Source organism: Mongoliibacter ruber (genome assembly GCF_003003005.1).
GTDB classification, from domain to species: domain Bacteria; phylum Bacteroidota; class Bacteroidia; order Cytophagales; family Cyclobacteriaceae; genus Mongoliibacter; species Mongoliibacter ruber.
On the sequence record NZ_PVTR01000002.1, the window covers coordinates 39,053 to 56,387 of the forward strand.

At 39.0% G+C, this 17,335-nt stretch carries 14 protein-coding genes; 3 read left to right on the forward strand and 11 right to left on the reverse strand.

Going from position 1 to position 17,335, the window contains the following annotated elements; genetic code table 11:
- Positions 1-180 precede the first annotated feature (180 nt).
- On the forward strand, positions 181-771 hold the full coding sequence (locus tag CLW00_RS03505) for a hypothetical protein (RefSeq protein WP_106132278.1): 591 nt from the start codon (positions 181-183) through the stop codon (positions 769-771).
- 393 nt (positions 772-1,164) lie between these two features.
- Positions 1,165-1,749, forward strand: a complete 585-nt coding sequence (locus CLW00_RS03510; RefSeq protein ID WP_146131363.1) for a flagellar hook assembly protein FlgD — start codon at positions 1,165-1,167, stop codon at positions 1,747-1,749.
- Positions 1,750-2,042: 293 nt separating this feature from the next.
- Here CLW00_RS03510 and CLW00_RS03515 read toward each other — a convergent pair whose 3' ends face one another.
- The 7 genes from CLW00_RS03515 to accD form a co-directional block, all read right to left on the reverse strand.
- Positions 2,043-3,194, reverse strand: coding sequence for a pseudouridine synthase (locus CLW00_RS03515; protein WP_106132280.1), 1,152 nt, complete (start codon positions 3,192-3,194; stop codon positions 2,043-2,045).
- A gap of 103 nt (positions 3,195-3,297) precedes the next feature.
- Complete coding sequence (gene murQ / locus CLW00_RS03520) at positions 3,298-4,104, reverse strand: N-acetylmuramic acid 6-phosphate etherase (protein ID WP_106132281.1); 807 nt, start codon at positions 4,102-4,104, stop codon at positions 3,298-3,300.
- Positions 4,101-4,943, reverse strand: coding sequence for an N-acetylglucosamine kinase (locus CLW00_RS03525; RefSeq protein WP_106132282.1), 843 nt, complete (start codon positions 4,941-4,943; stop codon positions 4,101-4,103). The genes murQ and CLW00_RS03525 overlap by 4 nt, the downstream gene beginning before the upstream one ends.
- 1 nt (position 4,944) lies before the next feature.
- Entirely contained in the window at positions 4,945-5,175 is a 231-nt protein-coding gene (locus tag CLW00_RS03530; RefSeq protein WP_106132283.1) for a cytochrome b5 domain-containing protein, read from the reverse strand.
- Positions 5,176-6,327: a formimidoylglutamase gene (locus CLW00_RS03535; RefSeq protein ID WP_106132284.1), complete on the reverse strand. Its 1,152-nt coding sequence runs from the start codon at positions 6,325-6,327 to the stop codon at positions 5,176-5,178. It lies immediately after the preceding gene.
- 86 nt (positions 6,328-6,413) lie between these two features.
- Entirely contained in the window at positions 6,414-7,712 is a 1,299-nt protein-coding gene (gene nqrF, locus CLW00_RS03540; RefSeq protein WP_106132285.1) for an NADH:ubiquinone reductase (Na(+)-transporting) subunit F, read from the reverse strand.
- 137 nt (positions 7,713-7,849) lie between these two features.
- On the reverse strand, positions 7,850-8,692 hold the full coding sequence (gene accD / locus CLW00_RS03545; RefSeq protein ID WP_106132286.1) for an acetyl-CoA carboxylase, carboxyltransferase subunit beta: 843 nt from the start codon (positions 8,690-8,692) through the stop codon (positions 7,850-7,852).
- Positions 8,693-8,949: 257 nt separating this feature from the next.
- Here accD and CLW00_RS03550 point away from each other — a divergent pair, with 257 nt between their 5' ends.
- Positions 8,950-10,581, forward strand: a complete 1,632-nt coding sequence (locus tag CLW00_RS03550; RefSeq protein ID WP_106132287.1) for a carbon starvation CstA family protein — start codon at positions 8,950-8,952, stop codon at positions 10,579-10,581.
- 200 nt (positions 10,582-10,781) lie between these two features.
- Here CLW00_RS03550 and CLW00_RS03555 read toward each other — a convergent pair whose 3' ends face one another.
- From CLW00_RS03555 to infB, 4 genes are all read right to left on the reverse strand, one after another.
- Positions 10,782-12,323 carry a vanadium-dependent haloperoxidase gene (locus CLW00_RS03555; protein ID WP_106132288.1) on the reverse strand — a complete coding sequence of 514 codons (1,542 nt, stop codon included), beginning with the start codon at positions 12,321-12,323 and terminating at the stop codon, positions 10,782-10,784.
- Between the two features lie 11 nt (positions 12,324-12,334).
- Positions 12,335-13,258: a transporter gene (locus CLW00_RS03560; RefSeq protein WP_106132289.1), complete on the reverse strand. Its 924-nt coding sequence runs from the start codon at positions 13,256-13,258 to the stop codon at positions 12,335-12,337.
- A gap of 161 nt (positions 13,259-13,419) precedes the next feature.
- The gene (locus CLW00_RS03565) at positions 13,420-13,968 is read right to left on the reverse strand and encodes a hypothetical protein (protein ID WP_106132290.1); all 549 of its coding nucleotides are present in this window, start codon (positions 13,966-13,968) and stop codon (positions 13,420-13,422) included.
- Positions 13,969-14,321: 353 nt separating this feature from the next.
- The gene (gene infB / locus CLW00_RS03575; protein ID WP_106132291.1) at positions 14,322-17,300 is read right to left on the reverse strand and encodes a translation initiation factor IF-2; all 2,979 of its coding nucleotides are present in this window, start codon (positions 17,298-17,300) and stop codon (positions 14,322-14,324) included.
- Positions 17,301-17,335 lie beyond the last annotated feature (35 nt).

The following is a 17,335-nucleotide window of genomic DNA, read 5'->3' on the forward strand; positions in this document are numbered from 1 at the left end:
CAAAACATGAATTTATTTGCATTTTTTGTAATTAGCCGAAACATATTTTACCTTTGAAGTGTTGAAATACTGAAATTCAACATCCCCCACAATAACCTGCCTTCAATTATTTGATATTCGGAAAATCCGAAAAGAAGGTAAATCAGAGAATAATTTAAAAACCTATTAAATACTACAATTATGAAAACGTTAATCGCAATGATCGTCGCATTGGGTATTTCTACAAGTACCTTTGCTGAAACAAGAAATGATGAGACCCCTGTAAAGTCTCCGGTATCTATTAGAAAAGTAGATGACAACAAAGTTCAACTATTGTACGGTTTGGTTCCGAGTGGTTCTATCCTTGTAAAAATTTATGATGAGTCCAATACCTTGGTTCAAAAAGACAGGATCTACAAAAAAGAAGCTTTTGCGAAGTACTATGACTTCTCTCTTCTTAGACCTGCCAAGTATCAAATTGAGGTGATTGAAAACAATCAGACAATAGATAGTTTTGAAATGGATCTTAGGGCTAATACAATCGAGCCAGTGATATACTCTAAAGTAGAAAAAGTAGGGAACAATAAATTCAAACTTCTTGTGAACTCACTTCACGCTACTGATCTTTCTATCTTGGTCTACGAAAACGGACAGTTGGTTCATGAAGAAAGTGTTGACAACGTCAATGGATTTCATAAACTATACTCTTTCGTAAAATTAAATGCGAGTTCAAATGTTGAGTTTATAGTACAGACTCAAGATGGGTTCAGCAAATTACTTGCAACCAAATAATTAGAGACGTTTGATTTGTAAAGAGTAAACAAATCAATAATGATTGATAATCTTCAATTCAAACCTGTTAAAAAAAGAGCTGTGTTATCTACAGCTCTTTTATTCTTTTTATAGCTAGCCTAAATATATTTAATACTGGAGAATCTTTTCACTAGGCACGTAATACCATTTATTTAAGGGTTTTAGCTACTATATTTTTTGAAATTACTATTGATATCAAAATATACTTCTGTAAAACCTACAAAAATATTTAAAAATATTTTTGTTTCACTTGACATTAAGATTTCAGGAAATATCAATTTCTTGTTTGTTGCAAAACCAAGCGATCTAAATCCCACAAAACCTGAATGTTATGAATTCGTGGGAGGTAATTGTAACCAAACATTGAAAGCCATGAAATACTTATTAGCCATTGCCTTATTGATGGGTACCTTCTCAATTTCTTCAGCCATCAATGAAGAACCGAAAGAAACACTTGTTTCCTTAAAACTAGTAGAGGATGGTAAAGCTTTATTCAGATACAAAACAGCTCCTCAAAGCCCGATACTTGTGAACATCTATGATTCCAATAACAGAATCGTTAAATCTCAGAAACTGAATAAAAACAATTCATTTGCAAAGTATTATGACTTCTCTTCTCTCGGATCAGGAGAATACTTGGTAGAGGTGGTTGAAAAGGGGCAAGTCGTAAAAAGGATTCCGGTGGAATACGAAAAAAAAGAAAAACCTAAGCCTGTCGCTTTTTCTGAATTTGAAAGGGTGGAAGGGAACAAAGTCAAAATGAGGTTCAATTCCTTAATGCCTACAGACATTACAGTTTCTGCTTTTGAAAACGGGAAATTGATTCATGAGGAAAAGGTTTCCAGTACATCTGGTCTTGAAAGGATTTATAGACTTAAAGGTGTCAGCCCTATGGCAGATCTCGAAATCGCCATTCAGAGCATAGATGGCCACAGCAATAGGTATAAGATCAACTGACTTTCCAATTTTCTAGATTTTACCAATCAAGTTAAATTGGAATATGATTATCCGTAATCATGCCACTAATCAATTAAACGAGGTTTTTTTGGCAAAGTGATATTAATAGATATTGGATATTTATTCTATTGGTTCGAAATCAGAGGTTAATTCTATTAATTAGATTCTACTGGTATGAAAGCGGATATACATGAATTGGAATTAGGATAGGAGATCTATTATCTCTCTACATGCCAAATAAAAAAGGGCCAATTGGAAATCCAAGGGGCCCTTTTTTATAAATGTAATGCTGATCAGGAAAAGAATTTCAGTCTCACGACCTCTTTCTCTGCCAAGAATCTATATCTTCCTCTAGGCAAATCTTTCTTATCTAACCCAGCATATAGAACCCTGTCTAAGGCTATGACATCATAACCTAGGTGAGCAAATATTCTTCTCACAATACGGTTTCTACCCACATGGATTTCCAAACCTAGGATAGTCCTATCTTTAGAAAGCACTTGCATATCATCCACAGTAACAGCACCATCTTCCAAAGTAAGACCTTCTAGAATTGCTTTTTCATCATTCTGGGTCAAAGGCTTATCCAAGGAAACTTGATAAATTTTCTTAACCTGATTTGAAGGATGCGAAAGTTTAGCGGCTAATTCTCCATCATTGGTAAAAAGCAAAAGGCCTGTTGTATTTCTATCAAGCCTTCCGACAGGAAATACCCTTTCATCACAAGCATTTTCGATCAGGTTCATTACCGTTTTACGCTCCATTGGATCATCAGTGGTAGTGATGAAATCCTTGGGTTTGTTCAGGAGGATATAAACCGGCTTTTCTGGATTTAGCAATTTACCCTTATATGTTACTTTTTCTCCGCTTTTTACTTTATACCCTAGCTCAGTGATTACTTCCCCGTTTACAGTTACAAAACCTTTGGCTATCAAATTATCGGCTTCTCTACGAGAACAAACTCCAGAGTTTGCAATGTATTTATTCAACCTTGTTTCATCTGAGGGATTTTTGTTGCGCTCTTTTTCAATTTTTTCAAAATTGTAATTGGGCTTTTCTATAGATTCCTCGTTCTCAAACGGATTCTTGAATCTTCTTTTCGGACGGTTGTCCTTTTCCAATTCAGATTTGTGAACTTTATCAAAAATAGGCTTTTGATTTTTTCCCCTTCCTTTGTAGACGCTTCTATAATCAGCTTCATCACCGATTATTTCGTTTTCTTTTTTTCCGTCTTTACTGTTTTTCAGAGTGCTGTTTTCTTTCCAGCTGCTTTTTTTCTTAAAATCATCTTGAGAACGTGTATCGCTTTTTGAATAACGAGAATCACCTTCTTTTTTTCTTTTGGGATCAAATTTACTTTTTTGACCATCTCTTTTAGGGCCAGTATCCCTTTTTGAACCGCTTTCTCTTTTAGAATCGGAATTCTTACTATTGTATTTTTTCATTTTCTTGCAGCATCTCTGCTGGATTTAAGTATTTCCATTTGTCCAGGTTTAAGTCCCTGATTTCAAACGGGAAGCAAAGGTACGTAAAGAATATGTAAAAAAATCATTTCTTGTAAAATGCCGCAACTGCCTCTCTAACAGAACCATATTTCATCAAGGATATTTTGGCCTCGGCTTCATCCTGACCTGTGGATTCCATGATCATCCTGGTACCTCTCTTTACCAATTTCTCATTGGACAGTTGCATATCAACCATTTTATTGCCTTTGACCCTTCCAAGTTTGATCATAATGGTAGTGGAAATCATATTCAGCACAAGTTTTTGAGCTGTTCCTGATTTCATCCTGGTACTTCCCGTGACAAACTCAGGCCCTACGACAACTTCAACAGGATATTCAACCGCTGCAGCCAATGGTGAACCAGAATTACAAGTAATGCAGCCAGTAAGAAGTCCCGCTTCTCTGGCGGCCTTCACGCCTCCGATTACATAAGGTGTAGTTCCTGATGCCGCAATTCCAATTACAGTATCTTGCTCGTTAAATCCAAACTCCTGAATATCTTCCCAAGCTTGGCTGGGATCGTCTTCTGCATTTTCTACTGCCTTCCTGATAGCTTTGTCTCCACCTGCAATAATCCCAACTACCCAATCAAATGGCACTCCATATGTGGGCGGACATTCGGAAGCATCCAAAACCCCGAGCCTACCACTTGTTCCGGCTCCAATGTAAAACAATCGGCCTCCTTTTTCCATTCTTGGTACTATTTGGGAAATCAACGCCTCTATGGGAATTAATTCTTTTGCAACTGCGGTGGCTACTTTTTGGTCCTCTTGGTTGATGTTTTCCAAAAGGGTTCTGACGCTCATTTCTTCAAGTGCGTCGTAAAGAGATGTACTTTCAGTAGTGCTCATAATTTACTTTGATGGTAAAGTGTAAGACCTGCAATAGGACCTTCAATAATAATATTTACTTTGATATCGGCATCGTAAGCAGCGCTTCTCAATATATCACTATTATAAAATGCGATGGAGCCTACAAAATTCACTGGCTTCTTTTTGTAATCGTCGTATTTCATGACATGCTTTTTAAAAAATTTCTGAAATGCATCATAATAAAGCATGTAGCAATAAGGGTCGCTTTTGTTTTCAGTGATGAACCTGCAAAAACTCGCCATATACCTTCCTGGGAATGGTCTTTGGTAAACATTCTCAATAATAGTTTCATTGTCAAGCTGAAAAGTATTTAACACTTTTTCTCTGACTTTTTTAGGCATTTCTTCATGAATAAAGTCAGCCAAAAACTTTCTGCCAATATATGCCCCACTCCCTTCGTCTCCAAGAATATAGCCTGGAGCGGGTCTTTTGGCAATAATCACTTCACCATCATAATCACAGCTATTGGACCCGGTCCCTAGGATACAGGCTATTCCTGATTCACTGCCACATGTAGCCCTTGCTGCTGCCATAAGATCATGATCAATGTTTATGTCTGCATGTTTGAAAAGGCTACCTAGCGCGTTTTCTACCTGCTGCCTATTTTTACTGGATGTACAACCAGCCCCATAGTAATAGATTATGTCAATATCAGCTCTCAGGTCAAGTAAAAAATCATCTTGAAGTTCACTGACCATTTCGGCAGCTGTTTGGTAATTGGGATTAAAACCTATTCCTCTGTGTTGACCGATCTCCCCTTTATCATTGATCACTCTCCAGTCTGTTTTACTGGCACCACTATCTGCAATTAAAATCATATCAATTCATCAATAAGCCTATGGCTAGAAATTTATCAAATACCTCTGAAGTATGGGGTGCATCCGGCAATTCATCCGTAAGATCCTGGCCCGCCCAATGTTCGTAATGTTTACCATTTTTCCACAATCTTGACGCTGATACATCATAAATCAAGCCCTTATAGGCGACCCAGATTTCAGGCCTGTCCTGTCCATTGCGGAGAGACAATTGTTGTTTGGTGTAAGTTTTCATTTAAAAGAGCTTTAACTGGGCATTCACCCATCTCTCTGGAATTTCACCTGTCTGAGCCATTTGATAGTCCTTATAACTGCAAGGAATAATCATGGAACGGTCAAATTTGTCTGTATCCGATTGTGGCACTTCCATCCACCATTTTTCACTCCTTCTACTCTTATAGAATACAATAATGGAGGGTTTGGTATCTAAAGATACGGTATATTTAACATAATCGCTGCCCTTGAATGATAGACTGTCTTTTCGATTATAGAACCCTTCAATAAAATACCAAATCATCGTGGCTATGACAGACGCTGTTTTATTCCTGTTGTCATCATAGTAAGGCTGATAACCGTATATGCCTATAGAGGACAATTTTTCATTCATTCCAGCAAACCTGCAAATCTGACAAGCATCCTCTCCACTCAACCCAAATGGCTGAGCATCCAGGGCACCTGGGGCATCCGATGACTGGATGGCACTTACGTCAAAACTCATCAAATCCGCATTTCGGATAATAGGCTCTGCATCTTTGAGGTTGTTTTTTAAACTCCCCAAGCGGACATGATCAAAATACAGCTTTTCGATTACATTGACCAAATCTTTATCATTCAAAAAGCTTTGGTAACCTATATGCCCATAATTGAATAAAAAATTAGGTTGGTGTAAAATGATTTCCTGAGAATGGGTTTCAGAAGCCTGTCCTTCTTCTTCCATATCTATTTTAGCATCAACGGTGACCAATGACACCAACTTTTTCAAACCTTCATAAGATAGATATTGTCCATAGTCGAGGTCATGGGTCCCTCCGAAATAAATCGGCAAAATCTGTTTTTTCATCAAAAACTCACCCACCGCTTTTAGGTATTGTATGGATTCCTCTCGAGTTTCGCCTACTTTTAAATCCCCCAAATCGACAACTTTATAAAGTGCATCAGCTTTTTTAAGGTGGAATAGCTTCTCTCTTATTTCAGAGCTTGCCCTTTCGACAGTATCACCCATTTTTACACCTCTACTGTCTTTTAATCCAACCAAGGCAATTTGAGCACCTTTGATATCAGGGAACACATTTCCGTAGTAATGAATATAGTTGAAAAAAGAATTATGGGAATAGGTTTGATCGATGACATATTCTGGGATAGGATCAAAGAAGGATTTTAGGTTCATAGTGCTGGTGAATACTTCATTCAAAAATACTTAAAAAAATGAGAGGGCAAATAAAAAAGTCCCGCCTGGGCGGGACTCGAATTTTATTAACCTCCGAAATCATCAAATCTGATGTTCTCTTCAGGAATTCCCATATCATCTAGCAACTTTAATACTGCTGCATTCATCAATGGAGGTCCACACAGATAATATTCAATTTCGTCTGGCTCAGGGTGATCTTTTAGGTAGTTATCATACAACACTTGGTGAATAAATCCTATATATCCATCACCCTCTTTATCATCCAAAGTTTTCTTTAGCTTCCAGTTGTCCTCAGGTAAAGGCTCTGAAAGTCCAATGTGAAAATTGAAATTAGGAAAATCTTTTTCTATGTCTCTGAACTGAGGTGTGTAGAACAATTCTTTCTTGGAACGTCCACCATACCAGTATGATACTTTTCTGTCAGTCTTTTCAGTATGGAAAAGGTGGAATATATGAGACCTCAAAGGAGCCATACCTGCACCACCACCAATATATATCATTTCTCTCTGTGTAGGGTTGATATGGAATTCACCATAAGGACCCGAGATTGTGACTTTGTCTCCAGGCTTTCTACCGAATACATAAGAAGAACAAATACCTGGATTAACATCCATCCATTTGTTATTGGCCCTATCCCACGGTGGAGTAGCAATACGAATCGTCAACATGATAATATTACCTTCAGCTGGGTGATTGGCCATAGAGTAAGCTCTAAAGATTTCCTCGTCATTTTTCATAACAAGATCCCAAAGACCAAATTTATCCCAATCGCTTTGGTAAACATCCTCAGGGTGACCTAGATCAGGATGCGGAGTAATATCCATGTCCTTGAAGTTGACAGTAGTAACTGGAACATCAATTTGAATATACCCTCCAGATTCAAAATCCAAAGTTTCTCCCTCAGGTAATTTTACTTTAAATTCCTTGATAAAGGTAGAAACGTTATAGTTAGACATAACTTCACATTCCCACTTCTTAATCCCGAAAATTTCATCTGGAATACGAATTTTCATATCCTGTTTCACCTTTACTTGGCAAGTAAGTCTCACTTGAGACTGCTTTTCAGCACGGCTAAGGTGACCTTCTTCGGTAGGCAATACTTCGCCACCACCTTCTTCGATTATACACTTGCACATCGCGCAAGTACCACCTCCACCACAGGCAGAAGGAAGAAAGATTTTGTTATTACCCAAGGTACTTAATAAAGTAGAACCTGCTGAAGTAGTAATGGTCTTCTCGTTGTTAATAACGATCTGTACATCACCAGAGGCAACTAACTTAGACTGGGCAAACAACAGGATAAAAACAAGTAGCAATAAGATTACTGTAAATGCTACTATCGATGTGATAATTACTGAACCCATTTAATTTTTATTTTGCTTTTAATTTCAGTATGTAAACCTGATTTAGGCTCACAAATATATTTATAAATCATTTAATCAGGGAATAATAGGTGTTTATTTTCCCCAATTATATTACAAATTGATAACGAACTGAGCGCTTAATTGTTAAGTAATTTGAGTAAAGTTGTCAGCCTATTTTTCAACTGCCTTCTATCGATGATAAAATCCAAGAAGCCGTGTTCCAAAACAAATTCGGAACTTTGGAAGCCTTTCGGCAGGTCTTTTCCTATCGTTTCTCTGATGACCCGTGGTCCGGCAAAGCCTATCAAAGCGCCAGGTTCTGCAATGTTGAAATCACCAAGCATGGCATAAGAAGCTGTGACTCCACCAGTTGTTGGATCTGTAAGTAATGAAATGTAAGGGATGCCCGCTTTTTCGAGCAATGCAAGTTTGGCTGAAGTTTTTGCCATCTGCATCAAACTAAATCCGGCTTCCATCATCCTGGCACCTCCGGATTTTGATATCATCAAAAAAGGAATTTTGTTCTTTAAAGAGTGGTCGATTGCTCTTGCAATTTTTTCACCAACAACCGAACCCATGGATCCACCAATAAAATTGAAGTCCATGCAAGAGATCACAATGTCAAAACCATTCATTTTCCCAACTGCAGACCTGACTGCATCATTGAGTTCGGTTTTGCTTATAGTCGCCTCAATTCGGGCATTGTATGGTTTGCTGTCTACAAACTTCAACGGATCACCAGAGGTCATACTGGCATCCAACTCCTTGAAGTTATTGCCATCAAAAAGAATCTCGAAGTACTCTTTTGACCCAATTTTCACATGATAATCATCATCTGGGCAGACGTAGGAATTGTTTTTCAATTCTCGGGTATGGATAATATTGCCTTTTGGGGTTTTAAACCAAAGCCCATCAGGAGCATCCTTCTTTTCCTCAGTGGAAGTTTTGATGCCTTTATCTGTTCTCTTAAACCAAGCCATAAATAAATGTTTTATCCCGAAACTATTGTTGCAGGGACTACAAATTTATAGGTATTCTTGGTTAAATAAAATTTGCAATCCGATCTTACATGATCGGACGTCAATTCTAGCGCTTTAAACGCTTATTATAACCCCTAAAACCACTATACAAAGCTTGATAGGTAATAGGAAAGAAGTTCAAATTGTTAAACACATAATTTTGATTTGTTTTTTTGTTGATTTAGCCCAACTTCATGGTTGATAACCTAAATCACTCTATGAATTTAATCATACTTCTTAGCGTATCAGCCATAGTGCTCCTGACAGCATACTTTACATATGGAAAGTATGTTTACAAAAAATTTAAACTTGATGACAAAAGAAAAGCACCGTCACACGCTTTTGAAGATGGGATTGACTATGTTCCAAGTAAGCCTATAGTGGTCTTAGGGCATCATTTTGCATCTATTGCAGGGGCGGGGCCAATTGTAGGGCCAATCATCGCCGTCACTTTTGGGTGGATTCCCGCTGTGATCTGGATCTTGATAGGAGGAATATTTTTCGGTGCAGTGCATGACTTAGGTAGCATGGCAGCTTCATTGAGAAATCAGGGAAAATCAATTGGTGTTATCATACAAAACAATATCGGTCAACGTGGGAAACAGCTTTTCATTCTTTTCAGCTTTTCGACTTTGATCTTAATTATTGGTGTATTTGCTGATATTATCGCGAAGACTTTTGTCAGCAATGCAGGAGTGGCTTCAGCTTCTATTTTATTTATTTTGCTAGCAATTGTGTTCGGGCTAGTCAGTAAAATTTTCTCAAATAGTAAAACCGGGTTTGTAATCATTTCTGTAATAGGAGTGGCATTGATGTATTACTTCGTCTATCTGGGAATGAGCATTCCGTTTGAATTGTCTTACCAACATTGGGTATATATTCTTTTAGCATATGCATTTATCGCTTCAGTCACCCCTGTATCAATGTTATTGCAGCCAAGAGACTACCTTAACAGCTTCCTTTTATATGGATTGATAATTTCGGCAGTGATCGGCGTATTTATTGCCAATCCAGAGATTAAAATGGATACAGAAGTTCACCTGAATGCCGAAAATCTAGGTTATTTATTTCCTGTATTATTTGTAACCATTGCCTGTGGGGCTATAAGTGGTTTTCATTCCTTAGTAGCTTCAGGCACTACATCCAAACAACTGGATAAAGAAAGTGATGCCAAAATAGTAGGATTTGGAGGTATGCTGATTGAGTCATTTTTGGCTATTATTTCCGTTGCGGCAGTAATCGTGCTAAGTAGAGGGGAATACCTGGGCAGGCTGAGCGAGGAAGGCCCCGTGCCCCTTTTTGCCAGTGGCTTAGGGAATATGATTGCAACCTTGGGAGTATCAGAAAATTTTGCTGTGGGATTCGTAGCGTTGACAGTTTCAGCTTTTGCTTTGACGACCCTAGATACATGCACAAGATTGGCAAGATTTACCATGCAGGAATATTTCGAGGATATCAAACATCCCGTTGGAAAAAAACTTTCCACAAACAGGTATTTGTCCACCAGTGTCGTGGTCGTTTTATCAGTCCTGCTTTTGGCTTCAGGAGGTTTTACTACACTTTGGCCAATTTTCGGTTCGGCAAATCAACTTTTGGCAGCCTTGGCCCTATTGACCATAGCGGTTTGGCTCATCCGCCAAAAAATCAACGCCTCATTTGTGACTATCCCAATGTTCTTCATGTTTTCAGTAACACTAACATCTCTCGGTTTATTTGCTTGGAATAATTTTAAAAATGAGGTCTATATTCTTGGAATTATTGCATCACTATTATTTGTACTCTCCATTGCCTTGATCATTTTGGCAGGAAAAAGCCTGAAAAAAGAAGTGGAAAGTCCTGTAAAAGTTTAGACGGCTATTAAAAAAAACCAGCCAAAGTTTGGCTGGTTTTATCGTGTAACATAACCCTATTATTAATTTTTATTTCTGTTTACATAAAATTGACACTTCATAACTGTGTCAATGTATTGAAAGGAAGCTTCTCGTATAAGTAAAATACTCCTTATGGGTATTAAGAAGGGCAGAACCCAACATACCGATGTATAGTTTATCTATCGTGCGCCATCTTCTTTCGCCTTTTTAACAGCATAAGTCCCTACCTTCTTGCCTTGTGTGACTCCTTCTTCGGCATCAAATCTATAATGGATACCTCCATAAATTCTCGAAACCGCAGCCTCCTCCGCCCATGCACTGAATTGGGAGGCCTCCTCAGGAAAGATATAAGAAAGCACCTCTGCTCCAGCAGCTGAGAAAGTACTATGTCCTGAAGTATAGGCCGGAAAGTTAGGTGTCCCCAGAATTGTTTTGAATCCTGATATACTTTCTACAGGTCGTGGATAGTGGTAATAATACTTGGTGTCCCAGCATGCTACTCCTGCATCCATAATGGCAGTATTCATATAGGCAAATACTCTAGCCGCTCGTAAGGGATTCAGTTTATTCTTCACGATTGAGATTTTGGCAAATTTGTTCCAATGGCCTGGAGGAGTGTAAGAACCAATCCCGTCTTCCCACCAGTTGGCAATCCTTCGCTGCGCAATCGTCATATGTGCAGCATATTTTTTGAGTTCTTTCACATCTTCTTCAAATTGGGGAGAACCTATGGCGGGAGGAGGAGGTGAGCGGACTTCTTCAACAGAAGGAACATGCCACATTTTTACTTGGCCAAATAGCGGGGTAAGACCAACAGGTCTTTTTGGCACTTCTGTATTTTGCCACATCCAACCAAACCGCTCAAAGGCAGCATTTGCAAGAGAGTCTGAAACAGGCTTTGGAGCTTGAGCCTTGGCCATACCATCAGTAGACGCTCGGGATTTAGCTAACTTCACCACTTCCTCAGCTATCAATATTCCTGCATCAATATCACTTGAGACATTTATTCCTGCCTGTTTAATACTTTTTATGTGTTCCTGGTATTTTTCCTCTAAAAAACCCGCCTCAAGAGGAAACATCATCGTGAGGATATCCTTTGAAACTTTCGCTACTGTAGCTCCATGTGATGGAAAAGCCGGTAAATTACTCGAAGCATAGGCTGATACTATTGAAGGATCATTCTGATATGGAGCATCTCTTCTGTACTGAAACTTGTAGTGCCATGCTACCACCAAAGCATCAAATTGAGCAACACTCAGGTAGGCCAACATCCTGCTGGTATAAGGAGGATGGGCAAATGGAAATGCAGGTGGCCCCACAGGATTGCCAGGATTGGGTAAAGTATAAGTTCCATCTGGATTTGGACCGGGAATCAGGTTATACTTTGCGGCCATTTCCAAAGCGATTTCATTCCATCGAATCACAGGGTTATTGCCCCAATAAGCAATAGCCTGCTTTTCAGAAGGTGAAATATCAGCCATTATAAGCTTAATTTCATCTAGTTCTGCCTGATAGGAGGTAGAGTTGACAGGCTCAGGCTGAGGAATGCCAACTTGGGCTGGATTTGATATTAGGATTGTTTGCCAAGTTCCTCCCTCCTCGTCAATATTCTCAAAATTATAGTCTTCAAATTCAAGAAATGAAGGTGTTTCTTCCAAGCAGGAGCTCAGTAGAAAAAGCGCTAAAATTAGGCTAAAATGAGATAGTATATATTTTTTCATAATTGAAGCTTTTAATAAACTTTGAACTGATAAGTAAGACCAAGGCCTATGGTGTTGGCCTTTCCGGAGTTTCTTCCGCTTAGGGTATGATTGAAGTAAGCGATAGCGCCTAATCCTTTATCAGCATTGATGTAATACTGAGTCCACACGCCAATCTGACTAACCTCCATCTTATTGGTAGGCTGCGGACGATTATAAGACCTGATATCATCCCCGCTCAGGCAATTGAGGCTCATATAGGTGGCTTCCAATCTCAGCCTGTTTTCCAGAGTCCAATACCCGATGGCTCCATGAATATTCAAGGCATTGGGAACATTCATAAAAGGAGAATAGACACTTCCATCTTGGTAGTAATAATCCCTTTCGATCTCAGTCTGCCCTCTCCACAAATAAGCCATCGTGGCCCTGAATACTAAGCCATTGTCCATTCGGTAAGCTCCAATTCCTCTCAGACCCAATTCTGGCGCACCTGCACCTATACTAAAAGGCATATAATCTGACAGATAATTTCCTACAGGTGTACTGAAATGGGTATTGGTGAGAAACATCAAATTCCCTTTGCCAACCTGCTGATTCAGCCATTCCGCTTTTAAAGAAATGTTAAGGTCTTGTACTCCTGATTGGCCGACTTGTGTGCCAGCAGATGCCGCAGTACTGACATAAGGCAAAAAGGCTATAATATTGATTTTATTTGTAATGCCAACTGCCACCATTGGCATAAGCATCTGTCTTGTAAATGTGCCGATATTGGCATTTTCACGGAGATAGTCACCTTCCCAATACTGATCCCATTTGCTATTTTCATAGATCACTGCCGCACAGATCTCTCCTTTTGGCATTAAGATTTCATCGAATGGCAACTGGGCATAAGTAGGTACATTTGGAAGTATATAACATAAGGTCAAAGCAACCGCCGACCTGATCAAATTTTTCATGTTGATAGATTAGGTTTGAATAATGAATTTGTATTGAAAAATCACAAATACAGTGAAGACATGACAGCACTTACCCAAAAAGCAGTGCTAAACATAGCTATAGTACATATTGTCCCAAGTAAACTTGGAAATCAAATATGAAGAAAGGTACCGTACTTGTGTTAGGAAAATAATTCCGGAGGAGGGGTATTCAAATTGAGGTATTGACTCTGATAAGCTGAAAAAATAAACCCTATCAATTGTCTTTCATCAAGCACACTAAAACCATAAACTAACTGGTTTTCAGGCTGTATATAATCTTTTACAAATGTTTTCGAAAGCAAAGTATTATTCCCCGAATCAGGTAATTCATCTTGAACCAAAGAGCTGATCCAAGTTTTGATGGTATTGTCAAGAGAATTTTTAGTGGTATCCGGCACATAGACTATCTGAAGTGTGTCGTTAACATACCGTTGCTTTACAGCCCTAAAGTGCTGTCCATCTTTTTCAAATCGGGTATTGGAAGGCCTGAATTCTTCCTCATCAGCCATATAGGGTAGTGTCATCGGGATTTCCAAGAATCGTTCTTCCAAACCATCTAATTTATCACCGTAAATTTTATCCACCCAAGTATTTTCTATCTGAAGATTGAAGGAAAAATAAGCCACATAATATCCAAAATGGTATATACCAAAGCAACACAAAAGAAATATGGCGATGAATCTTTTCACTTAAGGCTATTTGAATTTTAAAAGTAACAATAATTTTTAAAACCAAACAGAAAACTTGATAAAGCTTTAAAAAACAGAATTTTAAACAATTTCTATTGACCAAGGCAACATAATAATCTAAAAAGTATGAATGCCCCCAAGGCAATCCCTCCATATATTTTTAAAACTTTCAATCTATTAAACCTATCCAAAAACCATAATACAATTACCGGGCGGACCAATCCGATAAGCAGGCTTGATAGTGATAGCCAAAATATGCAAGCCAATATTAAAACCGCAACTTCATTCATCCTGCAAAAAAACAAAAAAGGAACGATTTGCACCGTTCCTTTCATTTATAAGGCAATAAGAAATTACTTCTTTTTCTTTATTTCTTGCATCATGTAGCCTTCAATAGTATCATCGACAAGTATATCGTTGAATTTTTTGATTGAAACACCGCACTCATATCCTGCTTTCACTTCAGAAACATCATCCTTAAACCTTTTCAGTTGGTCGATATCTCCATCATGGATAACGATACCGTCACGGATGATCCTGATTTTATTCTTTCTGGTAATGTATCCATCTGTTACATAACAACCAGCTACAGTACCAATTTTAGATATTTTGAATACTTCCCTTACCTGTACATTACCGGTAATGATTTCTTCAAATTCAGGCTCCAACATTCCCTCAATAGCATCTTTGATCTGATTGATCGCATCATAGATTATAGAGTAATGTCTGATTTCGATTTCTTCTTGTTCTGCCAATTTTTTGGCATTTGTTGATGGTCTTACTTGGAAGCCTAGGATAATGGCATCAGAAGCTGAGGCTAATAGCACATCAGATTCTGAAATCTGTCCCACACCTTTATGAATGATATTGACTGAAACCTCATCTTTAGAAAGTTTGAGCATTGAATCAGAAAGTGCTTCCACAGATCCATCCACATCACCCTTGATAATGATGTTAAGTTCTTTGAAACTACCAATTGCCAGCCTTCTTCCAATTTCATCCAGCGTGATATGCTTTTTGGTCCGCATACTTTGCTCTCTGAGGATTTGCTCTCTTGAGTTAGCAATTTCTCTTGCTTCCCGCTCACTATCATATACCTTGAAGGTATCGCCAGCTTGCGGTGCTCCACTTAGTCCAAGTACCTGTACAGGAGTAGAAGGAGCTGCTTTTGAAAGTTTTTTGCCTTTATGGTCAGTCATTGCCTTGACTTTTCCATAATGTTGACCGGCAAGCAATACATCCCCAACCTTTAGGGTTCCTGCCTGAACCATTACTGTGGTCACATAACCTCGTCCTTTATCCAAGGAAGCCTCGACTACTGTTCCTACTGCATTTTTATCCGCATTGGCTGTCAATTCAAGCACTTCTGCTTCCAGCAACACTTTTTCTAAAAGTTCATCAATACCAAGGCCTGTTTTGGCAGAGATATCTTGAGATTGGTATTTACCTCCCCATTCCTCTACTAAGAGATTCATATTGGCGAGCTGTTCTTTAATCTTATTTGGATTGGCGTTTGGCTTATCGATTTTGTTGATCGCAAAAATCATCGGCACCCCTGCCACTTGAGCATGGTTGATAGCTTCTTTGGTTTGAGGCATGATATCATCATCCGCGGCAATCACGATAATCGCAACATCCGTAATTTTGGCACCACGAGCCCTCATTGCTGTAAATGCTTCGTGACCTGGTGTATCCAAGAATGCGATTTTTTCACCTGTAGAAGTGGTCACATCATAAGCACCGATATGTTGGGTTATACCTCCCGCTTCAGCATCTGTTACTTTGGAAGTTCTGATAAAATCCAAGAGAGATGTCTTACCGTGATCCACGTGTCCCATGATTGTGACAATAGGAGCTCTAGGCTTCAAATCTTCAGGGCTATCAGCTTCTTCAATTACACTTTCTTCCTCATCGGACTTGGTAAATTCAACTTCGTAGTCAAATTCATCTGCAATAATCGTGATGGCTTCCGCATCCAATCTTTGGTTGATAGAAACGAACATACCCAGAGACATACAAGCTGAAATCACTTGATTAACAGAAACATCCATTAATGAAGCCAAATCATTTGCTGAAATAAATTCGGTTACTTTAAGGATTTTTGTTTCCTCTGTACCTTCAAATTCATCTCTTGATTTATCAACTCTTTTATCTCTTCTTTTTGATTTACCTCCACCGGATTTACCTCCACCTTGCAATCTTGCAAGAGTTTGTTTGATCTGATCTTGGATTTCTTTTTGGGTAGGCTCAGCTTTTTGTACCCTTCCGGCACCTTGACCTGGCTTACCCTTGGCGCCTTGGTTTCTACGATCCCTCGTGTTAGGATTACCTCCTTGTGCAGGTCTACTACCTGGACCACCTGGTCGGGCTTGTTGATTAGGGCCACCGGTATTTTTATCGATCCTTTTTCTAGGTCGTTTTTTCTTTTCTTTTCCTTTTTCGTCCGAGGAAGCCACAGGCTTTCCTTTTTTCTTGGACCTGTCTTCCGGAAGTTCGATTTTACCCAATACAGTAAGACCTTTCAGGGCATCCGCTTTAGCAGATATAACTTTATTTTCTGCTGGCTTAATCGCTTCAGTAGTTTCCTTGGGTTTTATAGGACCAGAAGGCTTCTCCATTTTTGGCGCCTCTTTTTTAGGCTCCTCTTTTTTAGGCTCTTCCTTCTTCAGTTCTTCTTTCTTAGGGACTTCTTTTTTGGGCTCCTCTTTTTTGACAGGAGTTTCCTTTTTAGCCTCTTCTACTTTTTCTTTTATGCTCTCAGTTTTTGCGTCGTCAGTTGGCTGAGGCTTCACAGCCTGAGGTTTTTCTTCTACTTTGGCTTCAGGTTTTGCAGTTTCCACCTTGGCCTTGGGTTCTTCTTTTTTCTCTGGCTTAGGCTCCTCTTTTTTTGGAGCTTCCTTTTTGGGAGGGTTTAGGTCAATTTTGCCCAAAACCTTTATGCCTTGCAATTTGGGTGCTTCCGCTGCAACCTTTTTTACCTCTGGCTCAGCTTCTTTAACTGGCTGGGGCTTAGGTTCTGGCTTTACTACCTCTTTCTCTTTGGCTTCAGGTGCAGGAGCGGGTTTCTTTTCCTCTTTTGCATCAGATTCAGCCTCAATGGTGAATGTCTCGTGATGACGCTTACCAATAGAGAGATGAGATGCCTCTTCTTTTTCCATAGCAGAGGACTTAAACTCCTTGGCCAACATGTTAAACTGCTCCATGTTGATTTTGGAGTTGGGGTTGTTTTCTACTTCGAAGCCTTTTTTGGCCAAAGAATCTACAATCGTAGATATACCTACGTTGAGTTTCCTGGCTACTTGGCCCAATCTCATTGTTCTTTCTTCTGACATACGCTAAAAACTCTCTATAATATAGTTTTGGCAAA

Coding starts and splice junctions, on each gene's coding strand:
- CLW00_RS03525 (WP_106132282.1), bottom strand. CDS start 4,943: ATGATTTTAATTGCAGATAGTGGTGCCAGTAAAACAGACTGGAGAGTG.
- infB (WP_106132291.1), bottom strand. CDS start 17,300: ATGTCAGAAGAAAGAACAATGAGATTGGGCCAAGTAGCCAGGAAACTC.
- nqrF (WP_106132285.1), bottom strand. CDS start 7,712: ATGGGTTCAGTAATTATCACATCGATAGTAGCATTTACAGTAATCTTA.
- CLW00_RS03555 (WP_106132288.1), bottom strand. CDS start 12,323: ATGAAAAAATATATACTATCTCATTTTAGCCTAATTTTAGCGCTTTTT.
- CLW00_RS03510 (WP_146131363.1), top strand. CDS start 1,165: ATGAAATACTTATTAGCCATTGCCTTATTGATGGGTACCTTCTCAATT.
- CLW00_RS03515 (WP_106132280.1), bottom strand. CDS start 3,194: ATGAAAAAATACAATAGTAAGAATTCCGATTCTAAAAGAGAAAGCGGT.
- CLW00_RS03560 (WP_106132289.1), bottom strand. CDS start 13,258: ATGAAAAATTTGATCAGGTCGGCGGTTGCTTTGACCTTATGTTATATA.
- CLW00_RS03505 (WP_106132278.1), top strand. CDS start 181: ATGAAAACGTTAATCGCAATGATCGTCGCATTGGGTATTTCTACAAGT.
- CLW00_RS03550 (WP_106132287.1), top strand. CDS start 8,950: ATGAATTTAATCATACTTCTTAGCGTATCAGCCATAGTGCTCCTGACA.
- murQ (WP_106132281.1), bottom strand. CDS start 4,104: ATGAGCACTACTGAAAGTACATCTCTTTACGACGCACTTGAAGAAATG.
- CLW00_RS03530 (WP_106132283.1), bottom strand. CDS start 5,175: ATGAAAACTTACACCAAACAACAATTGTCTCTCCGCAATGGACAGGAC.
- accD (WP_106132286.1), bottom strand. CDS start 8,692: ATGGCTTGGTTTAAGAGAACAGATAAAGGCATCAAAACTTCCACTGAG.
- CLW00_RS03535 (WP_106132284.1), bottom strand. CDS start 6,327: ATGAACCTAAAATCCTTCTTTGATCCTATCCCAGAATATGTCATCGAT.